23 protein-coding genes are annotated in these 19,683 nt (G+C 67.1%); 11 read left to right on the top strand and 12 right to left on the bottom strand.

The annotated features are described in order from the left end of the window. Window positions 1-6 precede the first annotated feature (6 nt). The 4 genes from NGM07_RS17670 to NGM07_RS17685 all read right to left on the bottom strand — a co-directional run bounded on the left by NGM07_RS17670 (window position 7) and on the right by NGM07_RS17685 (window position 4,138). The gene (locus tag NGM07_RS17670) at window positions 7-738 is read right to left on the bottom strand and encodes a hypothetical protein (RefSeq protein WP_253513936.1); all 732 of its coding nucleotides are present in this window, start codon (window positions 736-738) and stop codon (window positions 7-9) included. Window positions 739-816: 78 nt separating this feature from the next. Beyond that, window positions 817-1,785 carry a nucleotidyltransferase family protein gene (locus tag NGM07_RS17675; protein WP_253513938.1) on the bottom strand — a complete coding sequence of 323 codons (969 nt, stop codon included), beginning with the start codon at window positions 1,783-1,785 and terminating at the stop codon, window positions 817-819. Window positions 1,786-1,936: 151 nt separating this feature from the next. Next, window positions 1,937-2,338 carry a DUF7344 domain-containing protein gene (locus tag NGM07_RS17680; RefSeq protein WP_438267713.1) on the bottom strand — a complete coding sequence of 134 codons (402 nt, stop codon included), beginning with the start codon at window positions 2,336-2,338 and terminating at the stop codon, window positions 1,937-1,939. A gap of 60 nt (window positions 2,339-2,398) precedes the next feature. Continuing rightward, window positions 2,399-4,138 (bottom strand): bacterio-opsin activator domain-containing protein, encoded by a 1,740-nt coding sequence (locus NGM07_RS17685; protein ID WP_253513943.1) that lies wholly within the window; start codon window positions 4,136-4,138, stop codon window positions 2,399-2,401. A gap of 105 nt (window positions 4,139-4,243) precedes the next feature. Between NGM07_RS17685 and NGM07_RS17690 the strand changes: the two genes are divergently transcribed. From NGM07_RS17690 to NGM07_RS17700, 3 genes are all read left to right on the top strand, one after another. Next, a complete protein-coding gene (locus NGM07_RS17690; RefSeq protein WP_253513945.1) occupies window positions 4,244-4,528 on the top strand; it encodes a transcriptional regulator in 285 nt (94 codons plus the stop codon). A gap of 348 nt (window positions 4,529-4,876) precedes the next feature. Next, a complete protein-coding gene (locus NGM07_RS17695; protein WP_253513947.1) occupies window positions 4,877-5,395 on the top strand; it encodes a CinA family protein in 519 nt (172 codons plus the stop codon). A gap of 96 nt (window positions 5,396-5,491) precedes the next feature. After that, window positions 5,492-5,974 (top strand): metal-dependent hydrolase, encoded by a 483-nt coding sequence (locus NGM07_RS17700; RefSeq protein WP_253513949.1) that lies wholly within the window; start codon window positions 5,492-5,494, stop codon window positions 5,972-5,974. Between the two features lie 375 nt (window positions 5,975-6,349). Here NGM07_RS17700 and NGM07_RS17705 read toward each other — a convergent pair whose 3' ends face one another. Next, the gene (locus NGM07_RS17705; RefSeq protein WP_382193622.1) at window positions 6,350-7,108 is read right to left on the bottom strand and encodes a PHP-associated domain-containing protein; all 759 of its coding nucleotides are present in this window, start codon (window positions 7,106-7,108) and stop codon (window positions 6,350-6,352) included. 290 nt (window positions 7,109-7,398) lie between these two features. Here NGM07_RS17705 and NGM07_RS17710 point away from each other — a divergent pair, with 290 nt between their 5' ends. The 5 genes from NGM07_RS17710 to NGM07_RS17730 all read left to right on the top strand — a co-directional run bounded on the left by NGM07_RS17710 (window position 7,399) and on the right by NGM07_RS17730 (window position 10,942). Then, window positions 7,399-8,553 (top strand): acyl-CoA dehydrogenase family protein, encoded by a 1,155-nt coding sequence (locus NGM07_RS17710; protein WP_253513951.1) that lies wholly within the window; start codon window positions 7,399-7,401, stop codon window positions 8,551-8,553. 30 nt (window positions 8,554-8,583) lie between these two features. Further along, complete coding sequence (locus NGM07_RS17715) at window positions 8,584-9,243, top strand: HAD family hydrolase (RefSeq protein ID WP_253513953.1); 660 nt, start codon at window positions 8,584-8,586, stop codon at window positions 9,241-9,243. Between the two features lie 401 nt (window positions 9,244-9,644). Next, window positions 9,645-10,328 carry a helix-turn-helix domain-containing protein gene (locus tag NGM07_RS17720; RefSeq protein ID WP_253513955.1) on the top strand — a complete coding sequence of 228 codons (684 nt, stop codon included), beginning with the start codon at window positions 9,645-9,647 and terminating at the stop codon, window positions 10,326-10,328. A gap of 141 nt (window positions 10,329-10,469) precedes the next feature. Beyond that, window positions 10,470-10,763, top strand: coding sequence for a DUF7344 domain-containing protein (locus tag NGM07_RS17725; RefSeq protein ID WP_253513957.1), 294 nt, complete (start codon window positions 10,470-10,472; stop codon window positions 10,761-10,763). Then, complete coding sequence (locus NGM07_RS17730) at window positions 10,760-10,942, top strand: hypothetical protein (RefSeq protein WP_253513959.1); 183 nt, start codon at window positions 10,760-10,762, stop codon at window positions 10,940-10,942. Before NGM07_RS17725 ends, NGM07_RS17730 begins: the two co-directional genes overlap by 4 nt. Before the next feature lie 39 nt (window positions 10,943-10,981). Here the strand turns inward: NGM07_RS17730 and NGM07_RS17735 are convergent, their stop codons facing one another. The 5 genes from NGM07_RS17735 to NGM07_RS17755 form a co-directional block, all read right to left on the bottom strand. Then, window positions 10,982-11,287 (bottom strand): DUF7565 family protein, encoded by a 306-nt coding sequence (locus NGM07_RS17735; protein ID WP_253513961.1) that lies wholly within the window; start codon window positions 11,285-11,287, stop codon window positions 10,982-10,984. A 250-nt stretch (window positions 11,288-11,537) separates the two neighbouring features. Beyond that, window positions 11,538-11,975 carry a transcription elongation factor Spt5 gene (locus NGM07_RS17740; RefSeq protein WP_253513963.1) on the bottom strand — a complete coding sequence of 146 codons (438 nt, stop codon included), beginning with the start codon at window positions 11,973-11,975 and terminating at the stop codon, window positions 11,538-11,540. 10 nt (window positions 11,976-11,985) lie between these two features. After that, window positions 11,986-12,153 (bottom strand): protein translocase SEC61 complex subunit gamma, encoded by a 168-nt coding sequence (locus NGM07_RS17745; RefSeq protein ID WP_253513966.1) that lies wholly within the window; start codon window positions 12,151-12,153, stop codon window positions 11,986-11,988. A 120-nt stretch (window positions 12,154-12,273) separates the two neighbouring features. Beyond that, a complete protein-coding gene (gene ftsZ / locus NGM07_RS17750; RefSeq protein ID WP_253513968.1) occupies window positions 12,274-13,413 on the bottom strand; it encodes a cell division protein FtsZ in 1,140 nt (379 codons plus the stop codon). A 117-nt stretch (window positions 13,414-13,530) separates the two neighbouring features. Continuing rightward, on the bottom strand, window positions 13,531-14,868 hold the full coding sequence (locus NGM07_RS17755; protein WP_253513971.1) for a D-aminoacyl-tRNA deacylase: 1,338 nt from the start codon (window positions 14,866-14,868) through the stop codon (window positions 13,531-13,533). Between the two features lie 120 nt (window positions 14,869-14,988). Here NGM07_RS17755 and NGM07_RS17760 point away from each other — a divergent pair, with 120 nt between their 5' ends. Further along, window positions 14,989-15,189: a hypothetical protein gene (locus NGM07_RS17760; protein ID WP_253513973.1), complete on the top strand. Its 201-nt coding sequence runs from the start codon at window positions 14,989-14,991 to the stop codon at window positions 15,187-15,189. A 76-nt stretch (window positions 15,190-15,265) separates the two neighbouring features. Here NGM07_RS17760 and NGM07_RS17765 read toward each other — a convergent pair whose 3' ends face one another. Further along, on the bottom strand, window positions 15,266-16,609 hold the full coding sequence (locus tag NGM07_RS17765) for a calcium:cation antiporter family protein (RefSeq protein WP_253513976.1): 1,344 nt from the start codon (window positions 16,607-16,609) through the stop codon (window positions 15,266-15,268). 75 nt (window positions 16,610-16,684) lie between these two features. Then, window positions 16,685-17,662: a calcium/sodium antiporter gene (locus NGM07_RS17770; protein WP_253513978.1), complete on the bottom strand. Its 978-nt coding sequence runs from the start codon at window positions 17,660-17,662 to the stop codon at window positions 16,685-16,687. A 203-nt stretch (window positions 17,663-17,865) separates the two neighbouring features. On the opposite strand from NGM07_RS17770, the gene NGM07_RS17775 reads away from it, so the two are divergent. Next, entirely contained in the window at window positions 17,866-18,717 is an 852-nt protein-coding gene (locus tag NGM07_RS17775) for a shikimate dehydrogenase (RefSeq protein WP_253513980.1), read from the top strand. A gap of 27 nt (window positions 18,718-18,744) precedes the next feature. Further along, a complete protein-coding gene (locus NGM07_RS17780) occupies window positions 18,745-19,644 on the top strand; it encodes a helix-hairpin-helix domain-containing protein (protein WP_253513982.1) in 900 nt (299 codons plus the stop codon). Window positions 19,645-19,683: the final 39 nt, after the last annotated feature.

Genomic DNA, 19,683 nt, shown 5'->3' on the forward strand with positions numbered 1-19,683 from the left:
GTCGCGTTATCGACCGTCCGGACGCATACAACCGGATTCCTCGAACGAGTCGAACAGTTCGAACAGCGGTGTCACGTCCGCCTCGGCGTAGTCGAACAGGAGTCGCTCCAGTTCTCGGTACGTGAGAGTGTCCTCTAGTCCCGCAGAAATACCTGCCACGTACTGCTCGCCCAGGGTCGTACCGATGTGCCACCCCTCGACTACCTCTTCGGTGCGGTTCAAATTGCGGAGGAAGTCGTCGCTGACGTCGTAGTCGGCGTATTTCGTCTCCGCGGTCGGAACCGACCGAGCGGTACACACCTTCTCGAATTTCGGAAACTCGTGATTCTTCCAGATAAGGTCGCCGTGGTGCTCGATTGCGGGGAACTTCAGGTCGATCTGCTTCTCTTCCAGCGCGCGCATCCGGTCGAGTGCACGGTCGCTGAGTCCAGCATCGTCGGTTTCTCTCGCCCAATTCAGCAGGTGAACGAGGTCAAATCCGCTCCCGTTGTACGTGAGAACGTCGTCGAACTCGCGGCCGTCGAGCCAATTCGTCGTCCGCCCGAGCAAGTCGGCCGTGTGGGTCGGCTCCCATCCACCCTCTCTGAAGAGAACCTCAGTCTCGATGGGGTCGTTCTCGTCGGAGCGGTACCCCAGCGCGACGGCGACGAGTTCGAAGTAGTCCGTGTTATCGTACTCGCCGTCCGGCGGCTCTTCGTGCGGGCTCGCTGTCTCGATGTCCACTGCGACAGTTCCCATCGAACGCGAGAACTGTCGCTATTCGTCAAAGTATTTTCGTTCGAGGTCTTCTGCGAACGAAACGGTACCGGCGGTCGCTCAGTTGCCGTTCAGAATCTGGGTGTGCGCGCCGATGAGCGCGCCGGCGAGGTCCATGTTCTCGACGTGGGTCTTCTCGTCGATGATGGAGTCGCGGATGTCGCAGTCGACGATGGTCGCGTTCGGGAAGACGATGGAGTTGTTGATGCTGGAGTTGACGACCTCCGCGCCGGGCATGACGTGGACGTTCTCGCCGATGGTGGTGTTCTCGACGGTGGCGCTGTCGGCGATCTCGTTCTGGCCGTCGAGCTTCCACGAGACGGCCTCCAGGTAGCTCTCGGGCGTGCCGATGTCGTACCACGCGTCGTCGAAGGTGTAGGCGTACACGGGCTTGCGGGCCTGGAGCCACTGGACGAACCAGCCGGGTTCGTCGGGGTTGTTGCCGTCTTCGAGGTACTCCTCCAGCATCGGGATGGTGTCGGCGGTGAAGGCGTAGCACGCGATGGAGACCAGCGTGCTCTTGGGGTCGTCGGGCTTCTCCTGGAAGTCGACGACCTGCTCGCCGTCGAGTTCGACCAGCCCGTAGGACTTCGCGCGTTCGCGGGTCCCGACGTCGTAGGCCGCGAGCGTCGACGCGCCCTTCTCCTGGAAGTAGTCGACGAAGTCGGCGACGTCGAAGCTGATGAGGTTGTCGCCCGCGATGACCAGCGTGTCCTCGGAGATGTTCTCGCGGTCGAATAGCTGGGCGAGCGCGCCCACGACCCCGAACTTCTCGTCCTCCTCGGTGGTGTCCTCGACGGTGAGTTTCGGCTTGTCGAACTCGCTCTGCTCGATGTGCGTCTCGAAGTCCTCGGCGAACCGCTCGTTGGTCGAGACGTACACCTCGTCGATGCGGTCGTCGGCCTCCAACTCGGCGAAGATCTGGTCGATGACGGTCGAGTCGCCGACCGGGAGGAACATCTTCGGCCGGTGTTTCGTAATCGGCCACAGACGCGTCGCGTACCCGCCCGCGAGAACGACGGCTTTCATACCTCGAACGTCGACCCGGCGCGGTAAGTCCTTTTTCCTTCCCCCGTTCGTTCGCCGGGAGGGCGGCCCGTCGGCGGCGACGGCGTCGCTCCGAGAAATCGTCGGTTCGCTGAGTCGGCGCGGTCGAGGCGTCGGTCGATTCCCGGCCGGGCTACGCTTCGAGAACTTCGCGCTCGTGGGCCGAGGCGAGTTCGAGCAGTTCCGGAACCACGTCGCCGCCGCGGTAGCGGACCGTCTCACTCCGCTCGTCGTACTCCACGAGGCCGGCGTCGGCCAGTTTCGGCAGTTGCCGGTGGTGCAAGTCGGCGACGATACGGTCGCGTTCGTCCTCGTCGGCCGTCTCCCCCTTCCTCCCGACGATGCAGTCGATCAGTTCGTCGTAGTCGGCCACGTCGTTCTCCACCAGATACGCGAGCATGCGACGGCGTCGACCGTCGGACAGCACCTCGAATAGAGCGTCCACCTCCGAAGTCACGAGCGACCGGAATTCGGAGTTCGACGTGACGCTGTTCGCCGCCTCACCCTCTCCGTCAGTTGAATGTTTTTCGCTCATACTTACGCCGCGTTACGAATCAGTAGATTCCCCTCGTCAATGAACGGGCTCCCTAACCATTTAGGTACTCCCCTCGCCCGCGTCGTCGAAGAACGCTTCGAGCAGTCCGGCCTGCGCTTTCCGGAGGTGCTGGTGGAGCGTCGGCGAGGAGATGCCCAGCGACTCGGCGACATCCTCGGCGGTGCTCTCGCGGGGCCAGTCGTAGTAGCCCGCGAGATACGACGCCCGGAGCGCCCGCCGCTGGGCGTCGGTCAGTCGCTCGTCCACCGCCCGCCGGAACTCCGAGGCGGTTCGGACCTCGCGCTCACACTCGCGCTTGGCCAGCAGTTCGACCCCGGAGTAGGCGTTCCTGACCCCTTCGACGACCTCGCGCACGTCGGCGGCGGCCGGGAGTTCGGCGACGACCCGCGACTCGCCGTTCTCGGTGACCGCCTCCGTGGTCCTCGCGCCGTACTCAGAGAGGGTCACGACGAACGACCGCTCCGCGGCGACGAACTCCAGCAGGTGTTCGTTCCCCCGGTCGCTGACGACGCGCATCCGCTCTATCGCGTCGCAGTCGGCGGCGTACTCGCGAACCGCCGCGGGGTCGGCGCCCCGCAGCGACTGGTAGAACACCAGCGTCCCGTCGGTTCCGGCGGTCGTCCCTTCGAGGCGGAGGTGACAGCCGAGGCGCTCGGAGAGGTCGACCGAGACCGACTCGCGGCCGGCCACCCGGAACTCGAGTTCGACCACCGCGTCCGACAGCGCGAGTCGGCGGTGTTTCACCGCGTTGATGGCGAAGCCGACGACCTCCCCCAGCGTCGCGAAGGCGTCGGACTCCCGCTCGCCGAACGCCATCGCGCGGTCGGACTCGACGACCAGCACGCCGTAGGTGGCATCGCCGTACCGAACCGGCACCGCGACGGCCGACCCGCTCTCCCGGTCGAGTATCCCCCGCCGATTGCGTCCGGACGACGAATCGTCGGCGACGTTTCCAATCACCGCCGGTTCGCCGGTGCGGAATGCCCGCACGACCGGATTCTCGGCGTTTTCGCTCGCATCGAAGTCGCCCACGAGGTCCGGCGTGCGCTCGTCGAGTCCCGCGCCGACGAGGTCCCGAACCTCGTCGGCGCAGGGGTCGAGGTCGGCTATCCAGGCCGTCCGATACAGTTCGGAGTCGACGATGCGGTCGCAGACGGTCCGTTCGAGTTCCTCGCGGGTCGCCTCGCCGATGAGGTCGACGACGACCCCGCAGACGACCCGATTGATGCGGTCGAACGTCGCCAGCGCGTCGCGCTGGCGCCGGAGTTGGCGTTCGCGCTCGTGGCGCTCGGTGACGTCCCGGCAGACCGAGAACGTGCCCGCGAGGTCGCCGTCGGGACCGTAGTAGGGCGAGCAGGTCGTCTCGAAGACGCGCTCGCCGTCGGCCACCGGGAGGCGCTCCTCGTCCGTCCGGCGTTCCTCGGTTTCGAGCACCGCCCGCTCGCGCTCGCGGAGGTCGCGGGCGGCCTCCGGGCCGAACAGTTCCTCGTCGGTCGCACCCAACATCTCGGACTCCGCTCGACCGACGAACTCGGCGGCCGCCCGATTCGCGAACAGGTAGCGACCCTCGGCGTCCTTGACGACGATGGCGGCGTCGTCGCTCTCGACGATCGCTTCGAGTCGCCGGAAGTCGTCCCGAACGTCGCGGCCGTCGGCGCCGGTTCGGTCACCGGCCGACTCGGTGGGCGACTCCCTGTGCGAGGCGGCGTCGCGGTTCGTGGCCTCTCTGCTCGCCGTCGCCGACCCCACGCCGGCGTCGCCGGAGTCAAATGTCGTCATTCGGTACCAACCCACATTGGTACGCGGTGTTACAAAAATCCCCCGACGGTGCCGTTCGACCTCGACAGGGGGAAGCGTTTTGGTCGCACTGGCCCGAGGGGGTGTATGCGCGAGGCCGAAACGACGACCCGCGAGCGCATCGCCGCCCACCTCCGCGAGACGACCGCGACCCCGAGCGCACTCGCCGCCCAGTTCGACGTCACCGCGTCGCTGGCGGTTGACCACGTCCGACACGTCGCCAGGTCGCTCGACGACGAACAACTGCTCGTCGCGCCGCCGGAGTGCGAGGAGTGCGGGTTCAGCGACTTCGACGACCCGGCGAACCGGCCGTCGCGGTGCCCCGAGTGTAAACACGAGTCGCTGACCGAACCGCACTACAAGATAGAGTGAGTCCGGCCCGGACGAGAAATCGAGACAGTCCATTACTCTTTGAACCCGGCGCACGCTGGCGTGGCTCCGCGGTTTGGAGTCGCGCCCACGTCGCGCGAGGGATGACTGAGTGAGCGCCGGAGGCGCGAACGAAGGAGTCGGCTGGGGAAGCGTGTAGCGCGATGCGGTGGCTGTGCGGTTTCATCTGAAACGTGTAGGTAGCGGTTGCTGTCGTGGTTGGGGCTGCAGTCGCGGTTCGGGTACTGTCGCCGTCGTAGGCGCCGTACCGGCCGCTATCAGGATTACCTCCCCACAGCTAACTACGAAGTGACCCCCACATTCATCCCCACGACCCTCGTCCGACAGAGCATGCGAGAGTTCGCCGACGACCCGCCCGTCGAGGAGCGAATCGGAGACGTCCTGCGCGAGGCCGACCAGACCGTCGCGGTCGCCGAGTCCTGCACCGGCGGCCTCGTCGGGTCGCTGCTGACCGACGTGCCGGGGTCGAGCGACTACTTCGACCGCGGGCTGGTGACCTACTCCTACGACGCGAAGCTCCGGGAACTGGGCGTCTCGCGGGAGGCCCTCGACGAGCGCGGGGCGGTCAGCGAACCGGTCGCGCGCGAGATGGCCCGCGGGGTCCGCGACGCGGCCGGGACGACGTGGGGCGTGGCGACGACGGGAGTCGCCGGCCCGACCGGCGGGAGCGAGGAGAAGCCGGTCGGCACCGTCTTCGTCGGCGTCGCCTACGCGGGCGAGTGGGGGAGCCAGGAGTCCTACTCGACCGTCTCGCGGTACGAGTTCGACGGCGACCGCCGCCAGATTAAGGAGCAGATCGCACGGCGGGCGCTGGAAGACCTGCTGACGGAGGTCGGGTCGAACGACTGACGTCCAACCCGGCGAACCGCAAGACGCGCGTCAGACGACGGACGGAAAGCCTTGAGTCGCCCCCGCCTGAGGGACCAGTATGACGGCGGCGATAGCATGAACAAGGAAGGCCACGTGCTGAACGCGGTCCTACTGAGCATCGGGTTGGGGTACGTCTTCCACCCGGCGGGCGACGTGCCGACGTTCCGGGCCATCGCGGAGGTGTCGGTCCCGGTCATCCTCGGCGCGCTCTTCCCCGACGTGGACACCGCCTTCGGCAAGCACCGCAAGACGCTGCACAACCTCCCCGTGCTGGCGATATTCTACGCGTGGCCCGTCTACTTCGGCAACCTCCACTTCGTCTGGGTCGGCGTGGCGACCCACTACGTCCTCGACGTCGTGGGGAACAAGCGCGGCATCGCGCTGTTCTACCCCTACGAGAAGGAGTACGGACTCCCGACGGGCGTGCCCGTGTCGAGCAAGTGGGCGACCACGGCGACGGTGCTGGTCACCGGCATCGAAGTCGCGGTCGTGGCGGCCATCGTCCACTTCGACCTGCCGGTCGCCGACCTCACGACGACCGTGGCGGGACTGGTCTGAGCGCGCATTCACTCCGGATTTGGCGCGCGCTGGCGCGGCCCCGCTGTTTGGGGCCGCGCCTACATGCGCGAGGTCTGCACGAGCGAAGCGAGTGCAGGCTCGTCAGAGCGTTGCTCTGACGGTGGATGAGCGAACGAGCGCCAGCGAGTGAACGAATCGGCTGGGGAGGCGTGTGGCCGTCGCGGTGCGGTGGTGGTGCGGTTTCATAGTCATCGTACAAGTAGCGGTCGCGGTGGCGGTGCCGTAGGTCGTTTGGACCGTGCGAGTGGCGGTCGCCGTTGGCAGAGTAGAAGCGGTTGCTGTCGGCGGAACGGTGACGATTGCTGTCGACGCTACAGACGAGATACGTGACCGAATCCGGAGACGCACTCGAACTCAGTAGACGCCCTCGAACCGCTCGTCGTAGACGACGTGGTTCGGGTGGGTCGGCTCCATCCCCGAGAGGAACAGGCGGTCTATCTTCCCGTAGGAGTTCTCCCAGCCGAGATGGGCGAACTCGGCGGCACACCGCAGGCGGTGGCTCCACCCGCTCCGATGGACGACCCGGCGGTCGACGCCCTCTTTGAGCGCCGCGACGAGGTCGGCCGCCGAAGAGATTTTGGCCTCGAACTCGGTCCAGACCTCGCCGACCGATCCTCGAAGATGTGCGTACGAGGAGGCGAACGGCGGCAGGTCGAGGTCGGCCGCCAGCCGCTGGGCCCGGGAGCTGTGGTGGGGCCAGTGCTTGGGGTTGTACACCTCGACGGCGTCGATTCGGTCGCGGTACCGCCGGAGGTCGGCCGCGCCGAGCGACACCGTGAGGAACTCCGGGTGGGGCACGAGCACCGCGGCATCCTGCTTGGCGAGTTCGTCCATCGTGTCGGCGAGCGTCAGAAAGTCCGGAATCGGCTCGTCGAGGCCGAGCGCGAGGACGTGTTTGCGCGTGCGCCAGTTGCCGGTGAACAGTTCGCGGCCGGGGACGACCAGCAGTTCGTCGTCGGAGAATCGGGCCGCCCGCTCGCGGACGTCGGGCAACCGGACGAAGTGGGGCGCGTACACCAGCGCATCGAGGCCTCGTGCCTTCGCACGCTCGACGACTCGCTCGTCGAGCGTCTTCACGTGCATGTCGGCCCGAAACGACTCACCCTCTGTCACATCCGAAGGTTGCCACACGGCGATGATAACGATTCTGATTCGAGGAGATTCTCGAAGCGCCCCGACCGCGTCCGGACCGGACGACGCCGGGCGAATTTCGCGAGATTCACCGGGAAAATGTTGCGTGCGTGATTGGACAAATGCCCCGGGACATGACCGGACGAATCTCGCGGAAGTCGACGACCGTTCTTCGACTGAGAGGTCCGGTCGCGGTCGCCCGAGAAGGGTAAACCGACTCGAAGTTGTTTCTCGCCGCGGGATTTAATGCTCGTCGCGCCGGAACGTGACGTATGGAACTGCTCTCCGAGGACATCGTCCCCGAGTACGCCCGCGAGGTCAAGCGGGAGGCCCGCGAGTTCGCCGCCGAGCACGTCGCGCCCAACGCCGAGGAGTGTTTCAGACGCGGCGAGTACCCCTGGGAGATACTCAAGGCCGGACAGGACGCCGGCCTCGTCGCCCAGGACATCGGCGAGGAGTACGGCGGCCGGGGTTTCGACGTGGTCCAGATGCTCGCGCTGGCCGAGGAGTGGTTCCGGGCCGACGCCGGCATCGCGCTGACGCTCCAACTCGCCAGTTTCGGCGCCGAAATCGTCGAGGCACACGGCTCCGTGGAACTGAAAGACGAGTACCTCCGACCCGTCGCCGCGGGCGACCAGATAACCGGCCTCGCGGTTTCGGAACCCGAGACGGGTAGCGACCTCTCAGGGATGACGACCGCCGCCGAGAAGGACGAGGAAACTGGCGAGTGGGTGCTCAACGGCGAGAAGTACTGGATCGGCAACGGCGTCGAGGCCGACTGGATCACCGTCTACGCCCGGACCGGCGACGACCCCGACAACCGCTACGGCAACCACTCGCTGTTCGTCGTGCCGACCGACACCGAGGGTTACGACGCCGAGCACATCCCCGAGAAGATGGGGATGCGCGCGAGCAAGCAGGCCCACATCGTCTTCGACGACTGCCGGATTCCCGAAGACCACCTCGTCGGAACGGAGGGCGCGGGATTCCTGATGCTCGCGGAGTTCTTCAACCACGGCCGGACCGTCGTCTCGGGCCACGGTCTCGGCCTGGCGGCCGCCGCCATCGAGGAGGCCTGGGAGTTCGTCCACGGCCGCGAGGAGTTCGGCCGCACCATCGCCGACTTCCAGGCGGTCCAGCACGGACTGGCCGACATGCGCACCGAGTTCGAGTCGGCCCGCGCGCTGACCTACCGGGCCGCCCAGAAGGTCCGGGACGGCGACGAGGCGGGCCTGTGGGCGGCGATGGCGAAGGTGAAGGCGACCGAAACCGCGACCGACTGCGCCGAGCAGAGCATGCAGTTCCACGGCGGCCGCTCCATCCTCACCGACCGACGCATCGCCAGGGTGTACCGCGACGTCCGCATCCCGGTCGTCTACGAGGGTGCGAACGAGATTCAGCGCAACCTGGTCTACCGCCAATCATAACTATTTTGAGGTTTCGTGCGAACTCGGCCCATGGACGCGGTCTTCTTCGACCTCGACGGCACGCTCGTCGACCTCGACGGGACGTACGACGCCGTCTTCGAGACGGCGCTGACCGACTGCGGCGTGACCCCGCGGCCGGAACACGGCGAGCGCTACAACGAGGCGTTCTTCGAGTACTTCGGCGAGTGCCGGTCCGACCCCTACCGCGAGGCGATGGCCGACCTGCGCGAGGCGTTCGACCTCGACCCCACGGCCGAGGCGCTCGCCGACGCGCTGGTGGCGGCCGAACTCGAACGAACCGAACTCCGGCCGGGCGCCCGCGAGGTCCTCGACGCCCTGGACGCCCCGGACCGACCGCTGGGCGTGCTCACCAACGGCGCGGGGCCGGTCCAGCGCCGGAAGTTGGACCGCCTCGGCGTCGCCGACCGCTTCGACGTGGTGGTCGCCTCCTGCGAGGTCGGCGCGGGCAAACCCGACCCCGAGATCTTCGCGGCCGCCAAGCGGGCACTGCCGGCCGACGGCTACGTCTTCGTCGCCGACGACCTCGAACGCGACGTGCTCCCGGCCCAGCAGTCCGGATTCGCGGGGGTATACCTCCGGAACGAGGCCGACGACGAGGCGTACGTCGAAGCGAACGCCGACCACGCCGTCGAGTCGCTCCGCGAGGTGCCGGCCGTCCTGAACGAATAGGGTAGCGCGCGGTCGCCGGAGGGACGCTCGTCTCCGCCGCCCGCGGAGGCCCGCTCACCAGACGTTTACGTCTGGGGTACCTATCGGGAGGACGGAACGACAAGTTCAGAGAGAGTGTCCATCGGTGCTCCCACGATGGAGGAGCTGATGGGCGGTACACTCCGCATCCGACGTGCGGTTGTAACCATTCGCGTGGTGGTCGCGCGGGACACCCAACAGGACCCGGTGTTCCGCACCATCGCAACCGCACACTATGGCTATCTACGAATTCCGACCAGTCACTCGGTCCCGGTACCTACCGTCGCCTCGTTCGTCAGTCTACCGTCACCTCCGGAGAGAACGCCCCGCTCGGGGCGGTCCGCGAACGCCGGTTTCGGTCGCCCAATCGCGGGGTGGATGACGTGGCCGTCATCGTCGAGTTCGCCATCGCCTCCGAGGCGTTCCCGTTCGGCCGCGCCGTCGGCGGCGACCCGGACGTGACCGTCTCGCTCGAACAGGTCATCCCGCTGAAGGAGGGCCGAATTCCGTTCGTCTGGGCGAGCGGTTCGGACTTCGACGACGTCGAATCGACGCTCCGCAAGAGCGACATCGTCAAGCGCGTCGAGGTGATGACCCGGGTCGAGGACAGCGTGCTCTACTACGTCGAGTGGTACGAGAGTAAGGAGGCATTCATGAACGGCCTCGTTGAGGCCAACGGTGCGATTCTGGACGCTCACGGCGATTCGACGTGGGCGTTCACGGCCCAGTTCAAGAACCACGCCGACCTTACGCGGTTCCACCAGTTCTACCAGGCCCACGACTTCCCGGTCCACATCGACCGAGTCTACTCGCTGAGCGAGGAACCGGGCGACACGTACGGCTTCGGGCTGACACCGCCTCAGCGAGAGGCCCTGGTGGGGGCGGTCGAAGGCGGCTACTTCGCCGTCCCCCGCGAAACCACGCTCGACGAGATCGCCGAGAAGCTAAACATCTCGCGTCAGGCGGCGTCCGAGCGCGTCCGGCGGGGCGCCGAGAAGATACTTCGGAAGGCGCTGTTGGGGCTTTCGGCGAAGGACTTCGAACTCGCGAGCCCCGACGACGAGTAGTTTGACTTAAACGGGCTTGCTATAGCCACCGTTCGCAGACGCCGGTGTACAAATCATGCGCAGGGCAGACCCATCTCGAGATGCTCCTTCTGGCAAACGGGCGATTTTCCCGCGAGAGACGAAGAGCGACCCGAAGACGAGTTGCTGACCATCCTCGCGAAGGAGCACTGCCGTATCGTTTTTCACTACTTCCGCGACCGCGGGACCGAAACCGCGACGGCCGAGGACCTCGTCGGATTTCTGAACCGACGAAGCGACGGCGACGCGACAGCGGACAGCGTCGCGATACGCCTCCACCACTCGGTGCTCCCCCAACTGGCCGAGGCGGGCCTCGTCGACTACGACGCGCGGACCAACGCGGTCCGATACCGGGGCCACCCGGCGCTGGAGATGTGCTTGAACGAGGTCGTCGAAGACGGGGAGATCCCCGCGTGACCCTTCACGGTGCGGACGAACCGCGCAACGGAGACGCCACCGACCGCACGCCGTCGGAGCGGGACGGACGGAACGGTGCGGTCGGCCACCTGCAGCGGGCGCTGGACGCCGACGAACGCGACGAAAAACGGTACCACATTCGAGAGGCGCTTCGGCTACTCCGCCTCGGAAAACGATAGGTCGGTCCCGAACCCCCGGCGGCTCTCGACCGCGGCGGCTCAGATGCCGCCGGTCACTTCGTCGAGTTTGTTCACGACCGCCTGCAGGTCGGCCTCCTCCTCGATGGCGTCCCGGACGCGCTCGCGCCGCCGGACCTCCGCGGCGCTCGCGCCGTAGGCCCGGACGTACTCGGCCCGCGAGTGCTCGTCGAAGGCGTGTCGAATGGCGAAGTAGCCGTCGGGGACCACCGACCCGCAGACCTTGCACTCCGGGCGCTTGTGGTCGGTGGTCTGGTGGACGATGGCCTCCTCGACGGTGTCGAACTCCTCGCCGCAGTCGTCGATGCCGCATTCCCAGTCGGTCATGTACGGGGGATGGTCAGAGCCACCTGATAAAGCTACCTCTCCACCTTTTTTAACGAGGGACTCCGCCGAGCGCAACGCGCTCGGCTTCGACCCTCGCCAAAAAATCTGGACCAAAAAAGGACACGCGACCGCGCCGAGACGCAGTGCGTCTCGGCGCGGTCGCATCTTCTACTGCTGGTGCGCGCGCCGAAGGCGCGCTGTTCGGTCGCCAGTGTAGTCTCACGAAACGACCTCGAAAATCGGGACTCGCTCAGCGCTCTTCGGAGTCGAGAACGCGAATCTGGTCGCCCCGCACAGTCACCGGAATCGGGACGGTCGCCTCGTACAGTTCGACCGTCACCTGGTCCTTGCCCTCGTCGATGCGCTGGACCTGGGCCTTCTCGCCCTTGAACGGGCCGGCGATGAGTTCGACGATGTCGCCCTCCGCGATACCCTCCACGTCGGGGGTCGGCGAGAGGAAGTGCTCGACTTCCGAGATACTGCTCTTGCCCGGGACCATGTTCCGGGCGTGGGGAATCTCTTCGAGCACGCGAGTGATGACGGCGTCGTTGTCGGCCTCGACCATCACGTAACTCGTGAGCGAGTCGGGCGCGAGGACCGCGTGAATCTCGGGCTCCTCGCGGTTGATGATCATGTCGGCGACGGTGCGCTCCTGGCTCGCGGTCGTCTTGACTGCGTACATTCCCATCTGTGCTCACCTACGCTGGCGTGAAACTCATGATCGCGAAGATGATAAAGCCGAGTATGCCGACGAGGAGGATTCCCGCCCCGGCGATGGTCGCGATTTTGGAGAACTCCTCCCACGACGGCGTGCTGGCCAGCTTGAGCACGCGAACGTACGACGAGAGGTCTAACTTGACGTCCATGTTACCGGCAGTTAGAGAGCCGCCTTTTTCTATCTATTGATGCGCGACGGCTCGATTCACGTCGTGAGCGGGCGCTGTCGCGGTGCGCGGAGAGCGGGCGGGGCAGGGCGGGCGGAGAGCTTACTCGACGTAGTCGATGTCCTGGAGTCGCTTGTTCGCCTTCGCCTGCTGGGCCTCGTTGCGGCCGTATATCTGGGGCGATTCGACGCCCGTGACCACGATCATCGTGCGCATCTCGCCGTCCAGGTCCTCGTCGATGGACGTCCCCCAGATGATGCGCGCGTCGGGGTCGATGCGGTCGTAGATCTCCTCGACGACGCCCTCCGCCTCCTCGATGGACATGTCGTTGCCGCCGGTGACGTTGACGAGCGCGGAGTTCGCACCCGAGATGTCGACGTCGAGCAGCGGCGAGCGGAGCGCCGACTTCACGGAGTCCTGGGCCTTGGCGTCCGAGTCGGACTCGCCGAGGCCGATCATGGCGACGCCGCCCTTCTCCATGACGGTCCGAACGTCGGCGAAGTCGAGGTTGACGAGGCCGGGCTTGGTGATGAGTTCGGTGATGCCCTTCACCGAGCGCATCAGCACCTCGTCGGCGACCTTGAACGCCTGACGGACCGGCAGCTTGCCGACCGAGTCGAGCAGGCGGTCGTTGGGCACGACGATGACGGTGTCGGAGACGTCCCGGAGTCGTTCCAGGCCGGCCTCTGCGTTGGTGCGCCGGACCTCACCTTCGGCGGTGAACGGCGTCGTGACGATGGAGATGGTGAGCGCGCCCGACTCGCGGGCGGCCTTCGCGACCACGGGGGCCGAACCGGTGCCGGTGCCGCCGCCGAGTCCGGCGGTGACGAACACCATGTCCGAGCCCTGGATGGCGTCGTAGATCTCGTCCTGGCTCTCCAGGGCGGCCTCCTCGCCGACCTGCGGGAGCGACCCGGCACCCCGACCCTGGGTCTTCTGTTCGCCCATCAGAATCTTGGTGTCGGCCTCGATCTCGACGAGGTGCTGAACGTCGGTGTTGGCCGCCACGAGCGCCGCGCCGTGGATGCCCTCTTCGGCCATGCGGTTGACGGTGTTACCGCCGGCACCGCCGCACCCGACCACCGTGATGTCGGTCTGAAGGTCCTGAAGTACGTCCTTGAGTTCCTCGTCGGTCATCGTCCCCGTCATGTTCGCCGCCTCCGCGGCACCCCCCGACGTGGGTTGGTGCGAGGAGCTACCCCCCTCGGCTTCCTCGATGGCGTCTTCGACTAGCGAGTCCATGCTGAAGTTGCCTTGAGAACGGAGCTTAATTATCTTTCCCCTCTCTGTCGGACGAACGTCTGACAATCGCTGACATATGACGGCTCTCGCGCCCGAACGGTCCCCGCGGCGCTCGGTTCAGACCGGGAACCGGACCGTCCGCTCGGTCCGGACCGCCTCGGGCGGTATCTCCTCGTCGCCCACCGTCACTGCCTCTCCCGCCGAGAGTTTCCCGAACTCCGGCCCCTCCGGCACGCCGAGGTCGCGGGCCTTTCCCGGGTCGAAGGTCGTCTGGCGCGCGACCACCGCGTCGTCCTCGCGCGCGACCGAGTCGTACTTCTCGGCCAGCACGTCGGCCAGCGCCGCCACCAGCGCTTCGCGGTCGGCCGGGCCGCGACTCGCGGCCCGGCCGACCGCCCGCGTCCCGCTCTGCTCGGTTTCGAACGCGAGGACGTTCACTTCGACGGCCTCGCGGGCGGCGTCGGCGTCGATACCCTGGACCTCCGCCAACAGTTCCTCCGGGAGGTCTACGAGTTCGTACTCGTCCGGACCGTCGGCGTCGTCGCACCTCGCAGGGTCGCCGAACCGCAGGCCCTCGCCGACCGGCGCGAGGTCGGCCTCCAGCGACTCGACCAGCGCGAGCGGGACGCCCGTCGTCTCCCGGACCCACGTCTCGCTCACTACCTCGAAGCCGAGGTCGGCGACCTCGGCTTCGAGGTCGGGGCGGTCGCCGTCGACCACCACGCGGTCGGCACGACTTGCCTCGAAGGCTCGGGCAAGCACGTCCCGATTGTGCTCCGGCGCGCCCATCTCGTCGAGGCCCCAGTCGGCGGCGACGTGGCCGACCGCCCAGTCGGTTTCGCGGGCGATGCGAGTAAACCGGGGCGCGTAGTGGTTGCCGCCGAAGCCGACCATCTGTCGGTCGCGGTGCGGGGCGACGCCCCGCAGGTCGAGAATCGACCGGGCGACCGCTCGCGCGCCGTCGGGGTCGTCCCACTGGGGTTCGTCGCTGCCGAGTTCCGCGAACAGCGAGGGAACGCCGACCTCGGAGGGGCCGTGGTGGGTACACTCCATGCCGACCTCGTACTCCTCGGGCGCGTGCTCGGCAAAGGCGTCGAGCAGTCGCGCGAGCGCGTTCGGGCACGCTTCCGCGAGGCCGCCCTCCGTTCCGCCGTACTTCGCGGGGCCGAAGTTGCCCGTGAAGTGGGCGGTCAGCAGCGGACCGGTGTCGCCGGAGTGCCGGGAGGCGAAGACGAGGCAGTCCGGCGAGTCGAAGGGTCCGGCGGCGTCCTCGACGTCGAGGTGGAGGGCGTCGAACTCCCGGAGTTCGAACCCCTCGCGCCGGTAGTAGGTACCGCCGCCCTCGGCGTCGGCCAGCAAGTCGTCTTCGCGCTGTTCCCAGTCGGCCAGCTCCAGCAGGTGCTCGCCGACGTGGACGGAGGCCGAGTCGGCGCGGCTGACGACGATGGCTATCACGGGTGGGGATTGGGAGGAGCGCGGATTAAGCCCATCGAAGGCCGCGGTCGTCTCGCTTCGGACCCAGGTAGCGCCGGTATTTCATCAACTGCTTATAGTGAAAAGAACTTCCGTGACCTCATGGAACTGACGGAAGCCGACGGACTTCGGAATCTCGGTGTCGTCTGGCTCTACGTATGCTCGGTGTTCCTGGTCGTCGAAGCGTTACAATTATTCGGAGTCGGCGGCGCACCCCTCGTTCTGTGTTCGCTCGCAGCCGGCGTCCTGCTGGCGGTCGTCGTCCTGTGGGGCTACAACCGCGTCTTCCTCGACGAAGCGTAATCTCCGTTCTCGCAACTCACGGTAGAACGTGCGTCGAAAGTCGGTCCGCAGAAGTCTTCGAACTATCCTTCAGGCGTCAGTCGGCGTGGTCGACCTGCCCGGACCGACCGCCGATGGCGTCGCGGGCGTTGTCGACGGTGCGACCGACGAGATACTTGAGTTCCGCGCGCCGCATCGCGAACAGCACCGCGCCCAGCACGAGGTAGACCGCGGTGTAGGCGTAGAGGATGAGGATGCTGAGTTCGGTCGCCTGGGGTTCGGCCACCGTCCGGATGACGTAGAACTCCGCGACCAACTGAGTGAGGAACAGCACCAGGATGGCGACCGCCTCCCGGACGCTGATCTCGAAGTTCGAGAGGATGGCCAGCGCGAAGAAGCTCTGGGCTGCCGTGATCCAGATTTCGGCGGTCTGCTTGTGGTCGAAGGGAAGCGTGCCGATCTGGCCGGCGGCGATGCTGTAGACGACCGCGAGCGTCCCGATGAGCAGCGTCCACTGGTTGAGCTTCGAGGAGATGAGCGCGTTGAACCCGGCGGTCGAACGCGCCTTGTTGACGAGGTAGGCGACGACGATGAGTTCGGGCGACTCGGAGGCCAGCGGCGCGATCCACTGGATCATGAAGAACGGCGGGATGCCGGCGGCCGTCCCGAGTTCCTCCAACCCGTGGGCGAACGGGTGGACCGCGGTGTAGATCATCACGCCGGAGTAGGCGAACAGCACGAGGACGGTGAGGATGCGCGGAATCTTCGAGAGCGACTGGAAGTACGCCGGGACGCCGACCTGCTCTTCGTGGTCCTCGACGTCGCCGCGGATGATGATGGCGATGTAGGTGACGTAGAGGCCGACGAGGACGATGGTGTCGGGCATGCCGATGCCGTTGCCCAGCGGGACGAAGAACGCGTAGGCGGTGGCGATCAGCAGGAACGTTATCTCGGTGGCGATGTCGCGGTCGAGTTCGAGGTGGTCGGCCATGATGCCGGAACTCTCGTTGACCGCGGGGTCGTCCGAACTCCCCGAGCGGTAGATGGTGAACAGCGCGATGCCCGACCAGCCCAGGCCGATGAGGATGCGGTTCGCGCCGGTCATGTTGGCCACCGCGAGGTTGGCGGCTTCCATTCCGCGCGGAGTGTTGATGTTCGCGCCGGCGGTCCACGCGTACAGCGCGTCGACGGCGTACTCGGGGGCGACCGCGAGCACCGCGAGCACCGCCAGCGCGAACGCTCGCGGCACGTCTTTCTCGGCGGTTTCTGCGCCCCACGCCAGCAGGAACGACGCGCCGAGGACCGCGAGGCCGGTGATGCCGACCGTCGCGAGGTCGCTCATCGCGTGAACGTTCCCGGAAAGCCTGGTGACGACCCAGGGCAACGTCAGTAACACCGTGGCGGCGACCGCCACCAGCGGGTGTCGTAGGCGACTGGACATGACTCTCACCGGGTCTTGCTCGCCCCGAAAAGTAGGTCTTGCGTTACTAGTTCGACGAGACGACGGAAACGGAGTTCACGGGAACAGCAGGTAGACGAACCCGGCGTAGCCGCCGACGAGCGCGACGCCGCTCCACCGCGAGATGCTCCGCTTGTAGGCCATCAGCGCCATCGCGCCGACCGTGAACGCGACCATCACCGGGAAGTGGAACGTCTGGACGCTGGCCGTGACCGTCAGCGGGTTGACCACCGCGAGCAGGCCGACGACCGCCAGGACGTTGTAGATGTTCGAACCGATGACGTTGCCCACGCTGAACTCTGCTTCGTCGCGGAGCGCGCTCAGCACGGAGGTCGCGAGTTCCGGCAGCGACGTGCCGAACGCGATGATGGTGATGGCGATGAAGAGGTCGCCGAAGCCGAACGACCGCAGGAGGCCGGTACCGCCCTGCACGAGGCCGATGGACCCGCCGAGCAGGCAGACGCCCGCCCCGGCGAGGACGGCGAACTCCCGGAAGCCGGCCGACCCCGAATCGTCGTCGAGTTGCATCTCGTCGGGAATCACGTCACCGTCGTCGGCCCGGGACTCGTAGAGCATGTAGCCGGTGAACACCGCGAGCGTCACGAGCAACGCCGCGCCGTCGAACGGACCGAGCGTGCCGTCCGAGCCGAGCAGGACGAGCAACACCGCCGCGACGAGCATGAACGGCCCGTGTCGCCACAGGAGCTTCGAGTCGACGCCCATCGGCTGGACGAGCGCCGAAGCCCCGAGCACGAGGCCGATGTTCGCGATGTTAGAGCCGATGATGTTGCCGAGGCCGATGTCGTCGGAGATGCCGATGCCGCCGATGACGCTGACGAACAGTTCGGGCGACGTCGTCGAGAACGCGACGATGGTGACCCCGACCGTCGCCGGCGCGATGCCGTAGCCGAGCGCGAGCGAGGAGGCGCTGTCGACGAGCAACTCCGCGCCGAGGTACAGCAGGAGGATGCCGCCGACGAGATACAGCGTCTCCGCCGAGAGAAGAAGATCTCCGGTCGTTTGCAGTGCCAACATTGGTTTCCCTACCGAGAAACCGACCGAGAGGAACTCCATAAGTATTCGGACGATTATAGATTCTGAGAACCGACGCCGCCGACCGGCCGGAAACGCCGCTCTCGGCGCGGGTGGCGACGCGTCGCCGCCCGCGCCGACATCTCGGAGTTCGGACGGTTGCACCGAACCCAGCAGTTAACCCGGTCGCGGGCCTTCCGGCCGACATGGACGTATTCGGACTGCTCGGCAACCCCGTCGGGCACTCGCTGTCGCCGCCGATGCACGAGGCGGCCTACGCGGAACTCGGGATGGACGCCCGGTACGTCACCTTCGAACCGGACCCCGACGACCTCCCCGCGGCGCTCGACGGTGCGCGGGCGCTCGGCATAGAGGGGCTGAACGTCACCATCCCGTTCAAGGAGGACGCCCTCGACCTGGTCGAACCGGACGACCTGGCGGCCCGCATCGGCGCGGTCAACACCGTCGACTTCTCGACCCTCGGCCCGGACGGAACCCCGCGGGGGTACAACACCGACGCCGAGGGCGTGCGGCGGGCGTTCGCCCACCACGACGTCTCCCTCTCGGGCGCCCGGGCGGTCGTCGTCGGTGCGGGCGGGGCCGCCCGCGCCGCGGCGTTCACGCTCGCCGACGCCGGCGCGACGGTCCACGTCGCCAATCGGACCGTCGAGCGCGCCGAGGCGCTCTCAGCCGACGTCCGCGCGGCGTCCGCGCGCGAGTCGCGCGCGGACGCCGCGGAGCAAGCGACCGCCGGGGGCTTGGAGAGCCTCGAAACGCGGGTTCCCGACGCCGACGTGCTCGTGAACGCAACGAGCGTCGGCATGGAGGAGGACCGCTCGCCGGTGCCGGCCGACGCGCTCCACGCCGACCTCGCGGTGCTCGACGCGGTGTACCGACCGCTCGACACCAGACTCCTCCGGGATGCCCGCGAGCGCGGCGCGACGACCGTCGACGGTGCCTGGATGCTGTTGTATCAGGGGGTAGAAGCGTTCGAGCGGTGGACCGGCCGGGATGCCCCCGTGGACGCGATGAACGAAGCGCTTCGAACACGGATTTAAGTACCGGCGCCGTCTACTGTCACGCAAATGGGATTGCTCACCAAGCTGAAGTCGTTGCTCGGATTCGACGAGGACCGCTCGCAGGTGCGCCGCGGTGACACGGGCGTCACCATCGAGCGCGAACCCGGTGAGTCGGCGGAACCCGACACCGAATCCGAAAGCGCCGTCAAGGGCGTCGACACCGGCGCCGAAAGCGAGAGCGAGAGCCAGAGCGACACCAGCACCGCCAGCGACGTGCGGGGCGTGACCGAAGCGGAACCCGACGCAGAATCCGAGGCCGAGACGGAGACCGAACCGGCCACCGAGGCCGAGGCCGAAACCGAGGAACCGTCTAGCGCCGAGGCGGAACCCGAAGCCGAGTCCGAAGCCGAACCCGCGGTCGACGAAACCGAACCGGCGGAAGACGCCGAACCCGGGGAGGACGCCGAATCGGAAACCGACGAGGTCACGGAACCCGAAGCCGAGGTCGAGGCCGAACCGGAAACCGACGAGGTCGCGGAATCCGAACCCGAACCGGAGTCCGACGCCGAGGCCGGGGTCACAACCGAGGATGTGACGACCGCGCCCGAGGCCGAGAGCGCGCCGTCCCAGACCGACGAGGCCGCAGAACCGTCGGAGGCGACACAGCCGTCGACCGACGCCGCCATTCCCGACCAGAGCGCGGGCGACGAACCCGAGCCGACGCCCGAGGATACCGAAGACGAGGCCGAACTCGAACCGGACGAGGCCGCCGAGGAACCGGTCGGCGAGGGCGCGCCCCTCGACGACATCAAGGGCATCGGATCGGCGTACGCCGAGCGACTCCGCGACGCCGGCGTGGCCGACGTTGCGGAACTGGCGCGGGCCGACGCCGACCAGCTCGCCGATGAGACGGGGCTGTCCGAAAAGCGCATCTCCGGCTGGATCGAGCGCGCCCAGGAGTACTGACGTCGAGACGGTTCCGGTTCGGCATGACGCGTGGCGCCA

Source organism: Halorussus vallis, assembly GCF_024138165.1.
Classification (GTDB): domain Archaea; phylum Halobacteriota; class Halobacteria; order Halobacteriales; family Haladaptataceae; genus Halorussus; species Halorussus vallis.